Raw genomic sequence first — 20696 nt, forward strand, 5'->3', positions numbered from 1 at the left:
ACGCGCCTCAACGTCGACTCAATTCCAGCCACCCCCCATCACCTTGTACAACGTCACGCGGTTGCTCTGCTCAGTCAGGCGCAAGCTGATCAGGTCCTGCTGCGCGCTGTACAGCGAACGCTGGGCATCCAGGGCCTCGAGATAGCTCTGGGAACCGCCCCGGTACAAGGCATCGGACAGCTCGAAGCTTTTGCGGCTGGCGTCGGTCAATGCCTGCTGGGCCTCGATGCGTCGATCCAGGGTGCTGCGCACCGCCAGGGCGTCGGCCACTTCCCTGAAGGCGCTTTGCAGGGTCTGCTGGTAAGTCTGCACTTGAATCTCGCGTTCGGTCTTGGCGGCGTCCAGCGTCGCGCGGTTACTGCCACCGTCGAAGATCGGCAGGCTGACGCTCGGAGCAAACGACCAGGCACCGCTGCCGGACTTGAACAGGCCGGACAAAGCCGAGCTGGAGGAACCGGCACTGGCCGTCAGGCTGATACTCGGAAAGAACGCCGCACGGGCCGCACCGATGTCGATATTGGCCGATTTGAGCGTGTGTTCAGCTGCCAATACATCCGGACGCCGTTGCAGCAGGCTGGACGGAAGCTCGGCTGGCACTTGCACCAGCGCCGCCGCCGACTCCAGGTTCGCACCAGGCAACAGTTCCTCGGGAATATCGCTGCCCACCAACAGACGCAGCGCGTTGCGGTCCTGGAGAATCTGGCTTTCATAGGCCGCCGCGTCAGCCCGGGCCGACTCCACGGTGGTTTGCGCCTGAGCCACCGACAGACCGGAAGAGCCGCCCAAGGCGTGGCTGCGCTGGGTCAGTTCGTAGGTCGCCTGCTGACTGCGCAAGGTCTCCTGGGCCAGGTGCAGCCGCTGGTTGTCCGCCGCCAGGGTCAGCCAGGCCGTGGCCACTTCCGCCACCAGGCTGATCTGCGTGCTGCGCCGGGTTTCGGTCAGGGCCAGATAGTCTTCCAGCGCCTCATCCTGAAGGTTCTGTACCCGTCCGAACAGATCCACTTCATAACTGCTCAGCCCCAGTTGCGCGCTGTAGTCATGGGTAGTGGCCGCCGAACCACTGTTGGACAACGAGCCGGGCGTACGACTGTGGGTGCCACTGACGCTGGCATCGATCGACGGCAGTGATTCGGCGCGCTGGATACGGTATTGCGCCTGGGCCTTTTCAACATTCAGGGCTGCCAGCCGCAGGTCGCGATTGTTGTTCAACGCCAGGGACTGCAAGCGCGCCAGGCGGCTATCAGTGAAAAAATGTTGCCACTCGATATCAACGGCCACCTCGCCCTTGGGCGTGCTGGCGGGTGGTAGCCATTGCTCGGAGACGGGCGCCTCGGGGCGCTCATATTGCGGCGCCAGGTTGATACAGCCACCGAGCAGCGCGAGGGCGGCCAGCAGTGGCCAGTGGAACTTGATCATGCGTCACCTGACTGGGTGGTTGGGACGGAGGTGGAAGCCGTGGAAACCCGGGCAAAACGCCGACGGATCTGCACGAAGAACAACGGTACGAAGAAGATCCCCAGCAGCGTCGCCGAGAACATCCCCCCCAGCACACCGGTACCGATGGCCTGGCGCCCGGCTGAACCGGCACCGGTACTCAGGGCCAGGGGCAGCACGCCGAACATGAACGCCAGGGACGTCATGAGAATCGGCCGCAGGCGTTGACGCACGGCGATCAACGTCGCCTCCCGCAAGCCATTGCCCTGTTCTTGCAGATGCTTGGCGAACTCGACGATCAGGATCGCGTTCTTGGCCGCCAAGCCCACGGTGGTCAACAGCCCGACCTGGAAGTACACGTCGTTGCTCAAACCACTGAGACGAGTGGCCAGCACCGCGCCCACCACCCCCAGCGGTACCACCAGCATCACCGAAAACGGCACCGACCAACTCTCATAGAGAGCAGCCAGGCAGAGGAACACAAACAATACGGAGATCGCGTACAGCAAGGGTGCCTGCGAACCGGAAAGGCGCAATTGATAGGACTGCCCGGTCCACTCGTAACCGATGCCTTCGGGCAGTTGCTGGATAATCACTTCCACCGCATCCATGGCGTCCCCGGAACTGACTCCGGGCGCCGGATCACCGACCACCTCCAGCGAAGCATTGCCGTTGTAGCGCTCCAGCAACGGCGAGCCATAGCTCCACGAACTGCTGGCAAACGAGGAAAAAGGCACCATCTCGTTGTTGCTGTTGCGCACGAACCAATGGTCCAGGTCGGCCGCTTGCATCCGCGAGGAAGCTTCGCCCTGGACGTAGACCTTCTTCACCCGGCCCTGGTTAAGGAAGTCATTGACGTAGGTGCCGCCCAACGCCGTGGACAAGGTGGTGTTGATGTCGCTGGTGCTCAGGCCCAAGGCACCGGCCTTGCGATCATCGATGCTGACCTTGAGCTGCGGCGCATCGTCCTGACCATTGCTGCGTACCCCGAGCAAGCGCGGGTCCTGGTTGGCCAGCTCAATAAGCTGCTCCCGCGCGGCCACCAGCGCGTCATGCCCCAGGCCACCGAGGTCCTTGAGTTGCAGGTCGAAGCCGGAGCTCTGTCCCAGGCCCCGTATTGCCGGCGGTTGCATGACGAACACATTGGCATCACCGATGCTCGACAGCTCCATGGTTGCCCGCTGGGCGATGGATGCCGCATCCTGCCCTGCCCCGGTCCGCTCGCTCCAGTCCTTGAGCCGGATAAAGGCACGGGCGCTGTTCTGGCTGTTGCCGTTCATGCCCAGGCCGGAAATGCTGATCAGCGCTTCGACTTCCGGTTGCTCGAGCAGGTAGCTTTCGAACTGCTTCACCACGGCTTGCGTGCGGCTGTCCGTGGCCCCCACCGGCAACTGCACCTGGGCCATGAGAATGCCCTGGTCTTCATCGGGCAGGAACGAGGTCGGCAAGCTCGTATAACCGACCGCCATCACCAGCAGCACTATCCCGTACACCAGCCACCCCAGGCGTGCACGCTGGAAAATAACGGCCACCTGGCCCTTATAGCCCTCGGCAGCGCGTTCGAAGGTGCGGTTGAACCAGCCGAAAAAACCGCCTTGAGTGCCGTGACCGTTGCCGTCGGACGGCTTGAGCAGAGTCGCGCACAAGGCCGGTGTCAATGTCATCGCCACCAGCACCGAGAGCACCATGGCCGATACGATGGTGACTGAAAACTGCCGATAGATGATCCCCGTAGAGCCGCCAAAAAACGCCATGGGAATGAACACCGCGCTGAGCACCAGGGCGATGCCAACCAGGGCGCTGGTGATCTCGGCCATCGACTGGCGCGTGGCGTCCAGAGCCGACAGGCCCTGCTCGCCCATCACCCGCTCGACGTTCTCCACCACCACGATGGCGTCGTCCACCAACAGGCCGATGGCCAGGACCATGGCGAACATGGTCAAGGTGTTGATCGAATAGCCGAACAGCGCCAGCACACCGAACGTACCGAGCAGCACCACCGGCACGGTGATCGCCGGGATCAGCGTGGCCCGCAGGTTCTGCAAGAAGAGAAACATGATCAGCACCACCAGGACGATGGCCTCGCCCAAGGACTTGACCACCTCCTCGATGGACAGGCTGACAAAGGGTGTCGTGTCGTAGGCGATCACGTTCTTGAGCTGCATTTCAACCGGATAGAACGGTTCCAGCTCCTTGAGCCTGGCTTTCACCGCTTCCCCCACGCTCAGGGCATTGGCCCCGGCGGCGAGCTGTACACCCATGGCGGCAGCGGGCTTACCGTTAAGGGCGGAACTGACGTCGTAGCTTTCGCTGCCCAATTCAACCCGCGCAACATCCCCCAGCAGCACCACGGCACCGTTGCTGGTGGACTTGACCACGACATTGCGAAATTCTTCGACGGTTTGCAGCTTGCTGCGGGCGCTGATCGTGGCGTTCAACTGCTGGCCCTTCACCGCCGGCATGGCGCCGAGCTGACCGGCGGACACCTCGGTGTTCTGCGCCTCCAGGGCACTGCTGATATCCGCCGGCATCAGCGCGTATTTTTCCAACAGGGCCGGGTCTAGCCAGATGCGCATGGCATAGCCAGAACCCAATGTCTGCACATCGCCGACGCCATCGACACGGCTGATGGAATCGAGCACGGTGCTGGAAATGTAATCGCCGATCTGAGTGCCGGTGACGCTTGGATTGTCGGACGCCAGGGCGGCAATCATCAGGAAATCGGAGCCGCCCTTGGTCACGGTCAAGCCCTCGCTTTGCACCGATTGCGGCAGTCTCGACTCCGCCTGTTGCAGCTTGTTCTGCACTTGCATCTGGGCCACGTCCGGGTTGGTGCCGGCCGTGAAGGTCAGGCTGATGCTGGCACTGCCGTCCGAGCTGCTGGAGGCGGACATGTAGGTCAGGTTATCCAGCCCCTTCATTTGTTGCTCGATAACCTGGGTCACCGAGTCTTCCACGGTCTTGGCCGAGGCACCGGTGTAGGTTGCGGAAATGCGCACGGTCGGCGGCGCGATGTCCGGGTACTGCTCCAGGGGCAACTGGCTGATGGACAAGGCACCGGCGAGCATGATGACGATGGCGATGACCCAGGCAAAAATCGGTCGATCGATAAAGAAGCGCGCCATGCTCAACCCTCCTGCGCAATGGCAACAGGCGCCGCTGTTCGCATACGGCTGCGGGTGCCAGCGTTCTGCACCACAACGGTTTCACCGACCCGGACTTTCTGCCCGCCCTCGACAATCACCTGGTCACCGGCGCTCAGGCCGGCCGTGACCCACCATTGGTTGCCCACCGCGCGGTCGATGCTCAGCGTGCGTTGCTCGACCTTGCCATTGACCACCACCAGCACCGAGGTCGCGCCACTGGCGCTGCGGGTTACCGCCTGTTGCGGAATCAGGATGGCCTTGTCATCTCGCGCCTGCTCCAACACCGCCCGCACGTACATGCCCGGCAGCAACAACCGGTCCGGGTTGGCGATTTGCGCCCGCAAGGTCACCGTGCCCGTGCCCTCATTGACGCTGACTCCGCTGAATTTCAAGCGGCCTTCCTGGGCGTACGTGCTGCCGTCATCGAGCTTGAGGCGAATCCGCGCCTCGCCTTCGCCGTTGCTCTGGAGCGCACCGCTGGCCAGGTCGCGCTTGAGGCGCAACAGCTCGGTGGTCGACTGGGTGACATCGACGTAGATCGGGTCCAACTGCTGCACCGTGGTCAGGGCGCTGTCTTGATTGGCGACCACCAGCGCACCTGGGGTGACCGTCGAGGTTTCGATGCGCCCGCTGACGGGTGAGCTAATGCGGGTGTACGCCAGGTTGATGCGCGCAGTGTCGACGCCGGCCTGGGCCACTTGCAGTTCCGCTTCAGCGGTCAACAGGCTGGCCTGGGCATCTTCGTTGTCCTGCTGGCTGATGGCATCGATCTTCGCCAACTGTGCGTCACGCTTGGCCGTGGCCTGGGCCGACTTCAACGTGGCGCGAGCCTTGGCGAGGTTTGCCTGTGCTTCAGCCAACGCGGCCTTATAAGAAGAAGCGTCCAGTTGGTACAGCGCCTGCCCTGCCTTGACCTCGGCCCCTTCGACAAACAACCGTTGCTGGACGATACCCCCGACCTGCGGGCGAATTTCAGCAACCATGAACGCCTGGGTGCGCCCGGCCAATTCCGTGGTCAGCGCCTGGCTTTGCGGCTGCACGGTGATCACTGAAACCTTGGGCGGTTCCAGTGCCGGGGCGGACTCGCCGGAGCAACCGCCCAACAGGAACAAAATGATCAAAGACACCAGGAAGGCGGCGGTCACCAGGGATTTGGCGAATAATTTGGTCGACATAAATGCCTCTGCAAGACGGATGGTTCAAGCCAGGCGCCATACTGCGAGGCAAATGTGCAGGAAAATTGAAGATTGCCCGCCGCCCTTGAATCTTCATCCCACCAGGGCCTAAATGGACGGGCCACTCCTCGACTGCCCGAGCCCATGAAACTGAGCATTTCCACCAAGCTGTTTATTGCCGTAATGGCCAGCGTGCTGTTTGTCATCCTGAGCATGGGCGTAGCCAACGGCTGGAGCTTTGGCAAAGGTTTTCTCGACTACCTCAACGAACAGGCCCTGGTGCGCATGACGCCGGTACTGCCGCGCCTGTCCAGCGCCTACGAGCGCGAAGGCAACTGGGAGTTCCTGCGCAACCAGCCGGATCGCTGGTTCGAACTGCTGCGTCCGGAACCGGGAGAAAACGCCACCGACCCGCAACGACCGCCCATGCCGATGTCCGACCTGACCGGCGCGGTGTTTCGCATCGCCCTGCTGGACCAGCATAAGCAACTGGTCATGGGCTATTCGGCAATCGGCGACGACGCCCTGATGCGCCCGATCGACGTCGCCGGCAAAACCGTCGGCTGGCTGGCGGTGACGCCGTTCCAGAATGTGACCGAAGCAGGAGGCGAACGTTTTCGTCAGTACCTGGTGCGCACCAGCCTGGGGGTGGGCGTGTTCTCGCTGCTGCTGGCGATGCTGATCGCCTGGTGGATAGCCCGCACCCTACTCGACCCGGTCAAGCGGGTGGCCGCCGCCACGCACCGGTTGGCCGCCGGGGAATACAGCAACCGGGTATCGGTGTCCTCCAATGACGAAGTCGGCCAGTTGGCCCGTGACTTCAATCAACTGGCGTATACCCTGGAACGCAATGAAAAAATGCGCCGGGAGTTCATGGCCGATGTCTCCCATGAACTGCGCACTCCGCTGTCAGTGTTGCGCGGCGAGCTGGAGGCCATCGAAGACGGCGTACGCACCCTCGATCAAGCCTCGATGAAATCGCTGCAAGGCGAAGTCGGCATGCTCAGCAAACTGGTGGATGACCTGTATGAACTGTCCCTGGCCGACGTAGGCGCGCTGACTTACCGCAAGCACGAATGCGATCTCAATGAACTGCTGGACGGTTGCGTGGCGATGTTCCAGGAGCGCTGCAACGCTCGGCATCTGCGTTTGGAGCTGGAATTGCCAACAACACCGCTGCAGGTCGAAGCCGACCCGAAACGCTTGCAGCAACTCTTTGGCAACCTGCTGGAAAACGCCGTGCGCTATACCGATGAAGGCGGAGTGCTGTGCATTCGTGCCGCCAGCGAGGGCGACATCGTGCGCATCGACGTCCTTGATTCCGGCCCCGGGGTCGACGCGGATCAGTTGCCGCGATTGTTCGAGCGATTTTACCGCGGCGAAACTTCACGCAATCGGGCCAGCGGTGGTGCCGGCCTGGGGCTCGCCATCTGCCGCAGCATTGCCCTGGCCCACGGCGGCAGTCTCAGCGCCGATCACTCGCCGTTGGGTGGCCTTTGGCTGACCCTGCGCCTGCCACGGAACGCCTGAACATGCCCAATGACAGCCCGATCCTGATCGTCGAAGACGAACCCAAACTGGCGACATTGATGCGCGACTACCTGATCGCCGCCGGCTATGTGACCCAGTGTCTGGACAACGGCCTTCAAGTGGTTCCGGCGGTACGTGCCAGCGAGCCGCGGCTGATCCTGCTCGATCTCATGCTGCCTGGGCGCGACGGCCTGCAAGTGTGCAAGGAGCTGCGTAGCTTCAGCGCGGTGCCGATCATCATGATCACCGCCCGTGTCGAGGAAGTGGACCGCCTGCTGGGGCTGGACCTGGGGGCCGACGACTACATCTGCAAACCCTTCAGCCCCCGCGAGGTGGTGGCCCGGGTCAAGGCGATCCTGCGTCGCAGCCCGAATTTCATGACGGCTTCCACGCAGCGCCTGCACATTGATGAAGCGCAGTATCTGGCGTCCCTCGATGGCATAGCGCTGGACCTTACCCCCCTGGAACTGCGTCTGCTCAGCACCCTCGCCCGCTCCCCGGGGCGAGTGTTTTCCCGGGATCAGTTGCTCGACAGGATCTATTCCGATCACCGGGTGGTCACTGATCGCACTGTCGACAGCCATATCCGCAATCTGCGGCGCAAGCTCGAACAGGCTTGCCCGGGAGAGCAGCCGATCGAGTCGTTGTATGGGATTGGTTATCGGTTTCAGCTTGCTGACGCTTGAAGCATCGCTTCGAAATCGATGCTTCTGAGTCCGTTGGGCCATTGAGCGCCGGCGGGCCTTCCACTCGTCCAAGTCCGCAAGACACCCTGTTCAACAATAAGTCTCAAAAACACAAAGCCGCTGCCGATACCCAAGATAAGACCCCAGTGACTGGGTTTCAGGATTGAACGGCGGACCAGGTAATGACAGAGATTTATCTGCTGATAGCACACGGCACGGATCAGGGCGAAGCCTACGTCCTGGGTTGGTTCGATGACAGAAGCAAAGCCAGGGAAGTGGCCGAGCAAAAAGAATGGGAGGCCTACCGCGCCAGTTTGAAGGCCGAGCATCCTTGGTCAACCCACAAGCCCTTGGCGCCGGACCAGACCGACTATCGCCGCTACTGGATCAAGACCATTTCAAAGTTTGAACATGTTCCTGTGCCAAGGTCCTGGGCGGTTCATTGATTCAACCGTGAATGAATATCCAACGAAACGAGCGCTGTCGAGGGTGGTCTAGAAGATTAAGCCCACCTGATGAGAGCACTAACTATGTTGAAATTCCTTGGCGGCACCGTAGGCATCATTTTCATCATCGGTCTGATCGTGGTCATTGCGCTGTTCAAGTTCATCTTCTGATCGAGACAGCTGGACCACTGGACTGGCGTTTCATTTTCCAGCTGGAAAAAGCCCAATCCTTGCGGATTGGGCTAGGTCTTGCGGCCAATCGGCTCGCTGAATTCATGCTGACATGAGTCTTGTAGCCATTACCGGTTGGGCAGTTGCCCCTGCGGTCGCACTCGTGTCCCTGCCTCGCCAGCGTCGAGACCGTGGCAAAAACCATGTTCTGTAGCTGCAACGGCTGGGACCAGAGGTGAGAGAGTTGTCCTTTGTCAACCTTAGGACGGTTATGCGCCCCTGATCGAAGTCGACGAAGCGCATTATCGGGAATCCCTTAGAACTGTGTCACAACCGTCACCCCTGCCGTGTCAAACCGATCCATGTTCATGAGCGCATCAATCGATTGTTCGAGGCTGATGGTCTTGCCGACCAGTTTTTCAGGCGCCAGCTTACCGGACGTGATCATCTCCATCATCGCGCCGTAACGGTGAGCCTGCATGCCATGGCTGCCACAAATCTCCAGCTCGTAGGCAATGACTTTGCTCATGGGGATCGCCGGTGTGCTGTGGTCCGCCAGCATCAAACCGACCTGGACATGCCTGCCACGCCGTCTCAGATTATTGATGGAGTTGAAGCAGGTCGTTGGATGGCCCAGGGCATCCAGCGAAACGTGAGCGCCGCCCTTCGTAATCTCGAGTACCGCCTCGGTGACATCCGCCACGCGGCTTGCGTTGACCGTCGCGACCGCACCCAGCGACTGGGCAAGCTTGAGCTTGTCGTCTGAGATATCGATGGCGATAACGTTCGCCCCAATAGCGTTGGCGATCATCACTGCGGACAGCCCCACACCGCCACAGCCATGAACCGCCACCCACTGGCCCGCTGTGACTTTGCCTTGATCGACAACCGCACGGAACGACGTGACGAAACGACAACCAAGGCTCGCCGCCGTAGCGAAGTCCATGTTCTCCGGCAGCGCAACCAAGTTCAAATCCGCTTTGTGAATCCCCACATACTCGGCGAAAGAGCCCCAATGAGTGAAGCCTGGCTGAAACTGGCTATGGCACACCTGCTGGTTGCCGCTATTGCATTCTGGGCAAGCCCCACAGCCACCGACAAACGGAACAGTAATGCGATCGCCAACCTTCCATCTTGCGACATCTTTACCAACCTCAGCCACGACCCCCGCCAACTCGTGACCAGGCACATGAGGCAGCCGAATGTCAGGATCATGACCTTTCCAACCATGCCAGTCGCTTCGGCATACGCCCGTGCCAAGGACCTGAACGACCACTCCGTGACGCTCAGGGGTCGGGTCTTCGACTGTCATCAAACGAGGGGGTTGGGAAAAAGCTTCGTAAACTACGGCCTTCATGAAGATCCCTCTACTTTAGAAAAGCGCTATATCCCATCCTGGTTCGCGGACAGGCCAGGCCGCAATGTTCGCGACCAGAGAGCCTGGTGTATAGCAGTGACTGTAAGACTTTCAAGGTACAACGAGTTCGTATGAACTGGCTTATTGAGTTTCGACACCGCAATCGAGCACTATGATGGCGCCCGGATTCGAGGTGTACCTCTACCGAGCCCTGGTCTACGCGGCGCACATCGCGAGGGAAACCATGACATGAAGATTGACCACCTATTTCCCACCCTCGGCGTTCGTAGACGCCGATCCGTTTGCCGTCTTCTTTTCCTCATCGTCATCAATGTCTAACTAAATGCGGGACGCACGTGCATGAACATACCCCCCAGGGATGACCGTCGACCGTTCTTTATATTCCTCATCTTTTTGCGCCTGGGACTGACCTCATTTGGCGGCCCCATCGCGCACTTGGGTTACTTTCGCGATGAATTCGTTACGCGCCGCCAATGGCTCTCTGAGCGCAGCTATGCTGACCTGGTTGCGCTTTGCCAGTTCTTGCCGGGCCCTGCGAGTAGCCAGGTGGGCATGGCGCTGGGACTCTCTCGATCGGGTTACTCCGGGGCGTTGGCCGCCTGGACGGGGTTCACGTTGCCCTCGGCCATTCTTCTGATCCTGTTTGCGTCAGGTATCTCCAACTATGGTGACGTCATCGCCCCTGGCGTACTGCATGGTTTGAAAGTCGTGGCCGTTGCGGTAGTCGCTCAAGCCGTATGGGGAATGGCACGAAATCTATGCCCAGACGCGTTGCGTATCACGATCATGGCGATCACGACGTGTGTGGTGCTGTTGGCTCCGTCTGCATGGGGGCAGATCGGCTCAATTGTGGTAGCTGCTTTTGCCGGCTTGCTTTTATTCAAACCCGCTCGCGCCGCCGAACATGATCCACTGCCCATAAAGGTCGGTTACCGAGCAGGTTTGTTCTGGTTATCACTGTTCTTCGCTTTGCTGATCGGCTTACCGATAATGAGCCAGGTCTTTCTCAATCAGACGCTCTCCCTGGTCGATGCATTTTATCGCGCCGGGTCTCTGGTATTCGGTGGTGGTCATGTGGTGCTGCCATTGTTGCAGGCCGAAGTAGTGCCTCCGGGCTGGGTCAGCAATGAAACTTTTCTTGCCGGGTATGGTGCAACGCAGGCTGTTCCTGGGCCGCTTTTGACGTTTGCGGCATTTCTCGGCGCTTCAATGAGCGCCGAGCCCTCTGGCTGGGTCGGCGGGTTCATTTGTTTGCTGGCCATTTTTCTACCGTCGTTTCTGTTGATCGTGGGTACGTTGCCGTTTTGGGAGCAACTGCGACGCAGCGTACATGTCCAGGCTGCGCTGCTTGGGATCAATGCCGCAGTGGTGGGTTTGCTCCTGGCAGCGCTTTATCAGCCTGTATGGACAAGCGCAATCCTTAAGCCACAGGACTTCGGTTTGGCGTTGGTGTGCCTGGTCGCGCTGATGTTTTGGAAGCAACCGCCCTGGTTGGTAGTGATCGGTGGTGGTGCAGCCGGATGGCTGCTGAGCGTCGTGCTTTGATGCTCCGTTAAACCCAACAGTGCATTCTCGCCTACTGGGATTGCCCTTCCATAGCGTCCTTACCTGATCGCTTAGCTATCAACCTTATGTCACCTCAATATGCCTGGGTAAGGCGATGGAAATCAGCGCGGCCAGCAATACGAAGGCCGAGGAAACCCACAAGCAGGCCTCCAATCCGTAGCCCTGATATATCCAGCCGGACAACACAGTGCCGAGCAATCGGCCCAAGGCGTTGGACATGTAATAGAAACCCACGTCCAGCGACACGCCGTCTTCTTTGGCATACGAGACGATGAGGTAGCTGTGCAGAGAAGAGTTCACCGCGAACAGCGCGCCGAACACCATCAACCCGCCCAGCAGCACAACGTGAGGCGCGCTACCCACCGAGAGACCGAAGGCGATTGCTGCAGGCAGCCCCGCCAGCAATGCCGCCCAAACGAAGGCTGCCCGCCCATCCGGAACGTGGCCGCTTTTTTTGCCGGTGATGTTCGGGGCCAACGACTGGACGATGCCATAGCCGATGACCCAGGCCGCCAAGAAGCCGCCAACCCTCCAGAAGTCCCAGCCGAACACGCTGCTCAGGTACACCGGCAAGGCCACCACAAACCAGACATCGCGGGCGCCGAACAGGAACATTCGCGCCGCTGAAAGGATGTTGATTGCCTTGCTCTTGGACAGGATGTCGCGAAACTTGGGCTTGGCTTTTGCTTTGCCCAGGGTCCTTCTTCAACATGATCATGCTGCTGACCCAGATCAGCGCCAAGACACCCGCCATAGCCAGCAACGCACCTTTGAAGCCGATCAATGCCAGCAAGGCTCCGCCAAGAAAGAAGCCGACACCCTTGAGTGCATTCTTCGAGCCCGTGAGGATCGCCACCCACTTGTAGAGCTTGCCCTGCTGCCCATCCGGAACCAGAAGCTTGATGGAGCTCTTGGCACTCATCTTGTTCAGGTCTTTGGCAATCCCTGACAGCGCCTGAGCGCCCATCACCCAGGGGATGGTCAGCCACGCTACCGGAACGGTCAGCATCAGCAGCGCAGCTACCTGGATACCCAGCCCGATGTTCATGGTTCGGTTCAGCCCCAACCGGGCGCCAAGGTAGCCACCCACCAGGTTGGTGATCACACCAAACAGTTCGTAGAACAGAAACAACGCCGCGATTTGCAGTGGGCTGTAGCCCAATGCGTGAAAGTGCAGCACCACCAACATGCGCAAAGCGCCATCGGTGAGGGTGAAGGCCCAGTAGTTGCCCGTCACGAGCAGGTACTGCCGCACTTCTGGAGCGAGGGCCGACAACGCTTTCATGACCGCTCCTTAGACTGCCAGACCGACCATTTTGGCCAGCTCAACGGTGCGGTTGGCATAGCCCCATTCGTTGTCATACCAGGCATAGAGTTTGACCTGAGTGCCGTTGATGACCATGGTCGATAGCGCATCAATGATCGATGAGCGCGGGTCGGTGCGGTAGTCGATGGACACCAGCGGACGTTCTTCGAAACCGAGGATGTCTTTCAGCTCGTTCACGGAGGCGTCCTTCAGGAACTGATTGACCTCTTCGACGGTTGTGGCCCGCTCGACTTCAAAGACGCAGTCGGTCAGCGACGCGTTGGCCAGCGGCACACGAACGGCGTGACCATTCAGGCGTCCGCGCAGTTCCGGGAAGATTTCGGCAATGGCGGTGGCCGAGCCGGTGCTGGTTGGAATCAGGCTCATACCCGAAGCACGCGCACGACGCAGATCCTTGTGCGGTTGATCGAGAATGCTTTGGGTGTTGGTCAGGTCGTGGATTGTGGTGATCGAGCCATGACGAATGCCCAGTTTCTCGTGGATGACTTTCACCACGGGTGCCAGACAGTTAGTGGTGCACGAAGCGGCGGTAACGATGCGATGCTCAGCCGGTTTGAACAGCTGATGGTTGACGCCCATGACGACGTTCAAAGCGCCCTTCTCTTTCACTGGTGCACTGACCACAACTCGCTTCACGCCTTGGTCAAGGTAAGCCTGGAGCACCGCAACCGTCTTCATTTTGCCGCTGGCTTCAATCACTAGATCGCAGCCCGACCAATCGGTGTCGGCAATCGCCTTATTGGCCGTCACCTTGATCCGCTTGCCGTCGATGACGATGCTATCGCCTTCGGACTCGGCCTGATAATTCCAACGACCATGCACCGAATCGAAGTTCAGCAAGTGTGCATGCGTCGCCGCGTCACCCGCTGGATCGTTGATTTGCACGAACTCAAACTCCGGCCAGCTCCAGGCTGCTCGTAGCGCGAGGCGACCGATCCGACCGAAACCATTGATGCCAACTTTGATAGTCATATTGGTGTGCTCTGTATCTGTTGTCAGTGGGCGTTCGACTGGGATGTCGGACTGGCCGATGTATTCAATGCGGGATGGCAGCAACACCGGTGAATAATCCTCAGATAGAGCGCTGATTGACACGTTTCATAAGTTCCTCCGCCGACTCCTTGCGCTCGGAATAACGGTCCACCAGATAGTCCTGACGGTCGCGAAGCAGCAGCGTGAATTTCACCAACTCTTCCATCACATCCACGACGCGATCATAGAACGGAGACGGTTTCATCCGGCCGTTATCGTCGAATTCCATATAGGCTTTCGGTACGGAAGACTGGTTGGGGATGGTAAACATGCGCATCCAACGTCCGAGCACTCGCAGCTGATTGACCACGTTGAACGACTGCGAGCCACCGCACACTTGCATGACGGCGAGGGTTTTGCCCTGGGTCGGGCGTACCGCGCCCATCGCCAGTGGTACCCAATCAATCTGCGCCTTGAACACTGCACTCATGGAGCCATGACGCTCTGGAGAACACCAGACCTGCCCTTCCGACCAGAGCATCAGCTCGCGCAGTTCTTTCACACGTGGATGATTGTCAGGGGCGTCATCGGGCAGCGGCAAACCGGACGGATTGAAAATCCGCGCCTCGGCGCCGAAATGCTCCAGCAAGCGAGCGGCCTCCTCAACCAACAAGCGACTGAAAGAGCGCTCACGGGTCGATCCATACAGCAGCAAAATGCGCGGTTTGTGGGTGGAAGTCTTTTCGATACCGAGTTTGTCTGTCGATGGGAGATCAGCCAGTTCGGTATCGAGTTGGGGGATGTGTTCATCAAACATAGTCTTTGTCCTGCGCAACGGCGCTCTTGGATTCATCGAACCAGCGGCGTTTCAACCAGAGGGCTACGCCGACCAGGGAAATCAGCACCGGCACTTCCACCAACGGGCCGATCACCGTGGAGAAAGCGACCGGGGATGCTGCGGCAGCTATTGGCAGTGCAGAGAAACAGGATTTTCATCGAGCGGTCTCGTAGTTGAAGGCGGAATCAGGCGATTTTGCTTTCACAGCACACGGCGGCACGTTCGGGACGGTCACCCATTTCATCAAGGCGTTTGGCATCAGGGCTCAACCAGTGCTTGTTGTTTTCCAGCACAGTGGTCAGCACATGAAGAACCCAATCAGGGAGATTCGGGTGCAGCCGGTAGTAAACCCATTGACCTTGCCGACGGTCCGATAACAGACCACAAATACGCAATTGCGCCAGGTGCCTGGAGACTTTTGGCTGACTCTCATTCAACGCGCAGGTCAGTTCGCAAACACATAACTCGCCTTCACGGGTGATGAGCAGCATCGTGCGGACCCGAGTGTCGTCAGCCAGGCACTTGAAAACGGTGGTCGGGGTCAGATGGTCAGCCATTTCAGTTCTCAGTGTTTGTTTTTGACCAAGACGAACATCTTGATGCGCTCATGAAATGCTCTGAGTCGGGTATGCGTCCGCAGCCTGAGAGCGCGCAACGTTGGCGGTACAGACGAACAAGACACGGGCTTTGTTGGTCATTGAGAAGCCTCAGCGCATATATGGTTTTCCGAATATATGGTTTTACGTATGCAAGGTAAAGCCCCGCGTCGTAAAAACTCGGAAGCATCAGCTCCTTCCGAATAAAACGCGCTAGAACCTCGTTGGTTTGCCTGATGCCCTCGCGGCGATCAATCGTCGGCGGAAGGATGCGCCACCTCGGTGCTCATCGTTTACTCTGCGCAGCATCAAGGGGGATATCGAGGATGAAGGTTGCGCCCTGTCCAGCCCCGTCGCTTTGCACAGTCAAGCTGCCACCCATTTCCTGCGCGGCAAGCGCGCAGCTGTGCAAGCCGAAACCGTGACCGTCCTTGCGAGTCGTGAAGCCATGGGAAAAGATCCGCGCCAGGTGCTCTGGCGCAATCCCATTGCCGTTGTCGGCCACCGTGATCCGCAATACCGGCCCGTCAGCAAGGGAGGCGTTGAACGTGATGCACGGGCTGCGATCGGTCACGCTGTCCAACGCCTGCCTGGCATTGCGGATCAGGTTCACCAGAATCAGCAGCACTCGGTGCCGGTCCAGCGACAGCAGGGGCAAGTCGGCAATTTCCTTGACCACCGTGACCTCCTGGCGCGCCCGTGATCCAGCACTCATGCGCAAGGCGTCATCGATTAACTCTGGGACCGGCACTGTCTCGACAATACTGACGGCCACGGCATAGGACTGCTGGGCAGCGACAATGGTTTTGATGTGGTCAATGCCCTTGGTGAGTTGTCCGAGTTCTTCGATGATGCCCTGTTGCTCCGCCGCCACCACCTCCGCCAGCTTGAGCAGGTAGTTGGGCAGCATCTTCCCTTTGTGGTCCCGGGTGAGAAAGTCGCTCAGGTCATTGACGTGTTCGTTCATCAGCTGTGCCACCTTGCCCAGCCCCTGGGCCTTGGAGCCGCGCATCAGGCTACTGACCAGTTCTGCCGATACGTTCACGCTATTGAGGACGTTACCGACGTTGTGCAGCACCGTCGTGGCGATTTCGGCCATGCCCGCCTGACGAGATTTTGCGTTCAGCTCGGTTTGCACCTGGCTCATGCGCAGCGCCGCGCGTATGCGAGCCGTAAGCTCCAGCGGCGAGAAGGGTTTGGCGATATAGTCATCGGCGCCACTTTCCAGCCCGGAGACGCAGGCCTCGCTGCCGCCGCGGGCGGTCAACAGGATCACGGGTAAATGGGCGAAACCGGCGCTGGCCTTGATTCTGGCTGTCAGGCCAAAGCCGTCGAGCTCCGGCATCATCACATCCGAGAGAACGACATCGATAGGTCGACGCTGCAGCAGTGCCCAGGCCTGCTCTCCATCAGATGCGGTGGCGACGATGTAGTCATTGTGCAAAAGCTCGCTGAGATAGCTCAGCATTTCCGGGCTGTCGTCTACCACCAGCACCCGGGATTGCAAGGCGCGCTCCGGGGGCGGCTCATCGTTTGCGCCTTGCGTCGAAGCTGGGTCGTTGCTAGTGCCATGGCGGCCGTCGTCGAAACGCAGGTGGCGCTGTTCGGCTGTGCTCGTTGTGCCCGGTGACGATCGCTCATGCATAGTGCTGGCTTCGACCGGCACGGCGTTGTGCTCAGCCCCCAGTGGAAGTCGAACAAAGAAGCACGAACCCCGTCCGGGCTCGCTGTTGACGCCGACTTCGCCCCCCATCAGTTCGACCAGATCCTTGACCAGGGCGAGACCGATGCCTGTACCGCTGTAGTGGCGCGTGGCGGAATTGTCGATCTGGGAAAAGCGCTGGAACAGCAGCGGCAGTTTGTCAGGTGCAATGCCAATGCCCGAGTCTTGCACCGCGAGCTCAAATCGCTCGCCATCAAGGGGAGTGACGGCCAGGTGCACGGTGCCGCCAGCGGGCGTGAATTTGATGGCATTGCTCACCAGGTTGAGAAGAATCTTCTCGAAGTGTCGAGGGTCCAGGAACACCGTGCCGAGCGCGGGATCGATGCTGCAGGTCAACGTGCAGCCTTTGCCCTCGGCCACCATGGCGGCATCTTCGGCCAGCACACCCACCGCCTTGTTCAAGTCGATTGGCGCCGGACACAACTCAAACTTGCCCGCTTCGGCCTTGGAGAAATCGAGGATGTCGTTCACCCGATTCATCAAGCGCAGCGCGTTGCGTTGGGCACGGTCGATTTGCACACGCCAGTCCGCCGGCGGGGTGGTCGCCGCCGAGAGCTGTTCCAGCGGGGCGAGAATGAGGGTCAGGGGAGTGCGCAGTTCGTGGCTGACCGTGGCAACGAAATCGCTCTTGGCCTGGTTAGCCGTCTCGGCCTGGTTGCGCGCCTGGATGAGTTCAATGGCCTGCGCCTCCAGCACCTCGGTCTGCTGGTGCAGCGTGTCGGTCCGTTCGGCGACCATTCTCTCCAAGGAGGCCTGGACTTGCTGTCGTTCGGCTTCGGCCTCGGCCTCCAGCACCCGGATGCGCAGGGCATTTTCCTGGAACACCCGGACGGCGCGGGTCATGACCCCAATCTCGTCGCCGCGTCCGGCGCTGGCAATCTCGGCGTTCAGGTCGCCCGCCGCCAGCCGGCGCATGGCCGAGGCCAGGGCCACGATGGGCTGCGCGACAAACCGCGACGTGCTCCAGGCGATGGCTCCGGCTATCAGGATGGCAACGGTACCCGCGACTATCGTCGCAAGCATGCCGCGATCATTGTGGACCAGGGCGTCGGAGCGCGCTTCGCCAGCGAAGCGCGCAACCAACAGGCCGGCGCTGCGTGCCTCGTTGCGAACTTGGTCGCGCGCGCCGCTCAAGGCGCTGCTCGCTTGATCGAACCTGGCGAATGCCGTCCGGTAGCCGGCAATCTGATCGCTGACAGTCAGGGGCGTAGCCTTGGTTTGCAGCCCCACGGACGAAGGGAGAACGCGCGCGAGACGGGAGAGCTCGTCCAGGATCTTGCCGACAGAGCCCGCGACCTCGGCCGACGGTGACAGGCGAAACGACAAGGTCTGTGCCTCCAGGGTGGCAACACGCTCGGCGAAACGCTTGGACAGCGCGGCGGCATTGTTCAGCAAACCGGTGGCTGCCTGAATGTCGCTGGCGTCATGGGCAACCTGCTCGTCGACTTCACCCAACATGGCCTCGAGACGCTCGGTCACATCCCCACCGGCGGCAAGCTGCCGCAAAGCCTCGCCTCCCCGGAGCTTGGGCGCCTCGCCAAGGTGTTCGACCGCCAGGCAGGCAGCAGCAACCGCCGTCGCCAACTGGTCGAGGGTCTCTCCCTCGTGTGGCGCGCCCATCACCTCGCGCAATTGCTCGACCACGGGCGGGAGCGCCGCGCAGGCGTTCCGGGCCGCAGCGGCAGCCGCCCCATCGCCGGTCACCAGCGCCTTGGCCACATTGGCGGTAATGATCCGTTCGCCGTTGCGCAGGATATCCAGGATGCGGTGGGCGCTTTCGATGTTGCTCACCCGCACCTCGTGGTCAGCGGCGCGGGTATCCACCCTCTTCAGCCCTTCGGCGATGCCCTGTTCGACGAGGATCGTCGCCTCTCGCATCCGGCCGTAGTGGGCGGTCATGTTCTCTGTTTCGTCATCCATGGTCAGGGTCGCCGCCCGCAAGGCGGCGATCGCCGCAGCGAGCCTCTCCAGGCTGCCCTTGAGTGATTGCGCCTCTGCCACCGGAATGGCGGTGAGGCCGGCGATAGCCGTCGCCACCATGCCTTCGGCCTGGGACAGGCTCTCCTGGTCGCGGGTGGCGATAAAGTTTTCCACCCGCCCGGTGGCCCCGTTGACCGAGGCCAGAATTTCCGCGGAATGGCTGGCGGAATCCACCGCACGTACCATGCCTCGCAGGCCGTAGAGGTTCACGAGCGATACCGCCAGCATCAGGAACACCAGTGCGGCGACCGCCAGGCCAATCCTGACGGCAATGGGCCTGTCCGTGGCTGGTTTGAATGTCAACATGGCGCCTGGCCCCTCGCCCGCCGCTACTGCTTCGTCACCTCCGGCAAAGGCGTTGGTGGCGCCGTATGGTTGATCGCCGCGTCGATCATCGCCGCAACGGAAGCCTGACTGTAGAAAGGATTAGCAGCGCCGCCCACCGGCATCGTCGCGAGCCAGGTGTCCAGGTCCTTCGCGTCGATGCGTACCAGCGGCACCTCGACGAACTTCGGCACCTGCTTGCCCGCCAGAATCTGCTGGGCCACCCAGAAACCCACCTGGGAGACGCTCGGTGAGGCGGAGACCGAGACGGTCTCGTAGCCATTGGCATCGCGTTCCTGTTTCCACAGGGCGAGTTCGTCCTGACGGTTCCCCATCACGATGATCGGCAAAGGGCGTCCCGCCGCCTTGAACGCCATGGCCGCGCCATAACCGTCGCCCCCCTGAGTAGCGACCGCGTCAATGCTGGGCAGCGACGGCAGCGCCAGCGCCACCTCCTTGCGTGCGACGGAAGCCGTCCAGTTCCCGTATACGGTCTTGGCGAACCTCAGGCCCGGATAGTCGCTGGCGGCCTTGCGAATGCCGTCGCTGATGTTTTTATCGGTGGCATCGCCGGCAATGCCGCGGATCTCCAGGAGCGTTCCGTTTCCCTTGAGGCGCTCGGCGATATAGTCCATTTCCACGCGACCCATGGCGGACCAGTTGTAGTCCACGGTATAGACGCAGCGTTCGGTGACCAGGCTGGCCATGACGACCACCACGATGCCGGCGTTGCAGGCATCGCGGATCACCCCGTCGAGGGCGGTGTCGGACGCGGCCAGGATGACGATGGCGTTGACGCCCTTGACGATCAGGTCCTGGATATGGGCCGCTTGCTCCGACGCCGAGTTATTGGCGCTGACCACCGGAGCCTCCCGGATCAAATCATCCTTTTGCGCCTGGAGCGCAATCTCCTGCCAGTTGCGCACCATCACCTTGCGGAAATCGCTGCCCGCGTAGGAGTTGCTGAAGGCAATGCTATAGCTTGCGGTAGGGCCGCCAGCGATGCCGCCATCGGCCGCTTGGGCTGGGTTGGCGGCAACCATCGCCAGCCCGGTCACGCAGCCGGCGAAGCGCCACAGGATCTTGTGGATCTGTTGAGTATTCATGGGTTCTCCATCGTCCTTGGGATTGACCAACAGTACTGCACCTGCCGACAGCCTGGACCGACTGTTTGATCGGGTTGGATGAGTCGGCCTGCAGACTGGAGATCGCCGGCCCTGTGAGGTCTGGTGCAGGCATTGAGCGTCTCCCTGTACGGAGCGCGCGCGAGGGTTGTTCCGTATTGCCTTCGAAAAAGCCTGAAGCCGACCCATCTACTGTCTTTGTCGGTATAGGGCTGATGGGCGGCCAGCAAGTAGCAATGAGCATAGTCTCAGAGTGCCCGCTTCGCGCGCGGTCATGGAG

Annotated in this window: 16 protein-coding genes; 5 read left to right on the forward strand and 11 right to left on the reverse strand. The window is 60.6% G+C overall.

All coding sequences use genetic code 11. From position 1 onward, the window contains the following. Positions 1–18 precede the first annotated feature (18 nt). Genes QNH97_RS17560 through QNH97_RS17570 form a run of 3 tightly spaced genes read right to left on the reverse strand, consistent with a single transcriptional unit; the run spans position 19 to position 5755 of the window. Positions 19–1416 carry an efflux transporter outer membrane subunit gene (locus QNH97_RS17560; RefSeq protein ID WP_283553149.1) on the reverse strand — a complete coding sequence of 466 codons (1398 nt, stop codon included), beginning with the start codon at positions 1414–1416 and terminating at the stop codon, positions 19–21. Continuing rightward, entirely contained in the window at positions 1413–4559 is a 3147-nt protein-coding gene (locus QNH97_RS17565; protein WP_283553150.1) for an efflux RND transporter permease subunit, read from the reverse strand. The genes QNH97_RS17560 and QNH97_RS17565 overlap by 4 nt, the downstream gene beginning before the upstream one ends. Positions 4560–4561: 2 nt before the next feature. Beyond that, positions 4562–5755 (reverse strand): efflux RND transporter periplasmic adaptor subunit, encoded by a 1194-nt coding sequence (locus QNH97_RS17570; protein WP_283553151.1) that lies wholly within the window; start codon positions 5753–5755, stop codon positions 4562–4564. 144 nt (positions 5756–5899) lie between these two features. Here QNH97_RS17570 and baeS point away from each other — a divergent pair, with 144 nt between their 5' ends. The 4 genes from baeS (at position 5900) to QNH97_RS29560 (ending at position 8588) form a co-directional block, all read left to right on the forward strand. After that, the gene (baeS, locus tag QNH97_RS17575; protein WP_283553152.1) at positions 5900–7285 is read left to right on the forward strand and encodes a sensor histidine kinase efflux regulator BaeS; all 1386 of its coding nucleotides are present in this window, start codon (positions 5900–5902) and stop codon (positions 7283–7285) included. A gap of 2 nt (positions 7286–7287) precedes the next feature. After that, positions 7288–7971 carry a response regulator gene (locus QNH97_RS17580; protein ID WP_283553153.1) on the forward strand — a complete coding sequence of 228 codons (684 nt, stop codon included), beginning with the start codon at positions 7288–7290 and terminating at the stop codon, positions 7969–7971. Positions 7972–8153: 182 nt separating this feature from the next. Then, the gene (locus tag QNH97_RS17585) at positions 8154–8417 is read left to right on the forward strand and encodes a hypothetical protein (RefSeq protein ID WP_283553154.1); all 264 of its coding nucleotides are present in this window, start codon (positions 8154–8156) and stop codon (positions 8415–8417) included. A gap of 69 nt (positions 8418–8486) precedes the next feature. Continuing rightward, entirely contained in the window at positions 8487–8588 is a 102-nt protein-coding gene (locus QNH97_RS29560) for a small membrane protein YohP (RefSeq protein ID WP_502944384.1), read from the forward strand. Between the two features lie 316 nt (positions 8589–8904). On the opposite strand, the gene QNH97_RS17590 is transcribed toward QNH97_RS29560, so the two are convergent. After that, positions 8905–9945, reverse strand: coding sequence for a zinc-dependent alcohol dehydrogenase family protein (locus tag QNH97_RS17590; RefSeq protein ID WP_283553155.1), 1041 nt, complete (start codon positions 9943–9945; stop codon positions 8905–8907). Positions 9946–10305: 360 nt separating this feature from the next. Here QNH97_RS17590 and chrA point away from each other — a divergent pair, with 360 nt between their 5' ends. Then, on the forward strand, positions 10306–11511 hold the full coding sequence (gene chrA, locus QNH97_RS17595) for a chromate efflux transporter (protein WP_283553156.1): 1206 nt from the start codon (positions 10306–10308) through the stop codon (positions 11509–11511). Positions 11512–11595: 84 nt separating this feature from the next. Here the strand turns inward: chrA and QNH97_RS29370 are convergent, their stop codons facing one another. The 7 genes from QNH97_RS29370 to QNH97_RS17630 all read right to left on the reverse strand — a co-directional run bounded on the left by QNH97_RS29370 (position 11596) and on the right by QNH97_RS17630 (position 20398). Beyond that, positions 11596–11895, reverse strand: coding sequence for an MFS transporter (locus tag QNH97_RS29370; protein WP_350356190.1), 300 nt, complete (start codon positions 11893–11895; stop codon positions 11596–11598). Then, on the reverse strand, positions 11888–12817 hold the full coding sequence (locus QNH97_RS17600; RefSeq protein ID WP_350356191.1) for an MFS transporter: 930 nt from the start codon (positions 12815–12817) through the stop codon (positions 11888–11890). The genes QNH97_RS29370 and QNH97_RS17600 overlap by 8 nt, the downstream gene beginning before the upstream one ends. 9 nt (positions 12818–12826) lie before the next feature. Beyond that, on the reverse strand, positions 12827–13831 hold the full coding sequence (locus QNH97_RS17605; RefSeq protein WP_283553157.1) for an ArsJ-associated glyceraldehyde-3-phosphate dehydrogenase: 1005 nt from the start codon (positions 13829–13831) through the stop codon (positions 12827–12829). Positions 13832–13931: 100 nt separating this feature from the next. Further along, positions 13932–14648 carry an arsenical resistance protein ArsH gene (gene arsH, locus QNH97_RS17610; RefSeq protein ID WP_283553158.1) on the reverse strand — a complete coding sequence of 239 codons (717 nt, stop codon included), beginning with the start codon at positions 14646–14648 and terminating at the stop codon, positions 13932–13934. A 206-nt stretch (positions 14649–14854) separates the two neighbouring features. Further along, the gene (locus QNH97_RS17620; protein WP_283553159.1) at positions 14855–15226 is read right to left on the reverse strand and encodes a metalloregulator ArsR/SmtB family transcription factor; all 372 of its coding nucleotides are present in this window, start codon (positions 15224–15226) and stop codon (positions 14855–14857) included. A gap of 325 nt (positions 15227–15551) precedes the next feature. Beyond that, on the reverse strand, positions 15552–19274 hold the full coding sequence (locus QNH97_RS17625; protein ID WP_283553160.1) for an ATP-binding protein: 3723 nt from the start codon (positions 19272–19274) through the stop codon (positions 15552–15554). A 23-nt stretch (positions 19275–19297) separates the two neighbouring features. Continuing rightward, the gene (locus QNH97_RS17630; RefSeq protein ID WP_283553161.1) at positions 19298–20398 is read right to left on the reverse strand and encodes an ABC transporter substrate-binding protein; all 1101 of its coding nucleotides are present in this window, start codon (positions 20396–20398) and stop codon (positions 19298–19300) included. Between the last annotated feature and the right edge of the window lie 298 nt (positions 20399–20696).

This window comes from Pseudomonas sp. G2-4, assembly GCF_030064125.1.
Taxonomy (GTDB): domain Bacteria; phylum Pseudomonadota; class Gammaproteobacteria; order Pseudomonadales; family Pseudomonadaceae; genus Aquipseudomonas.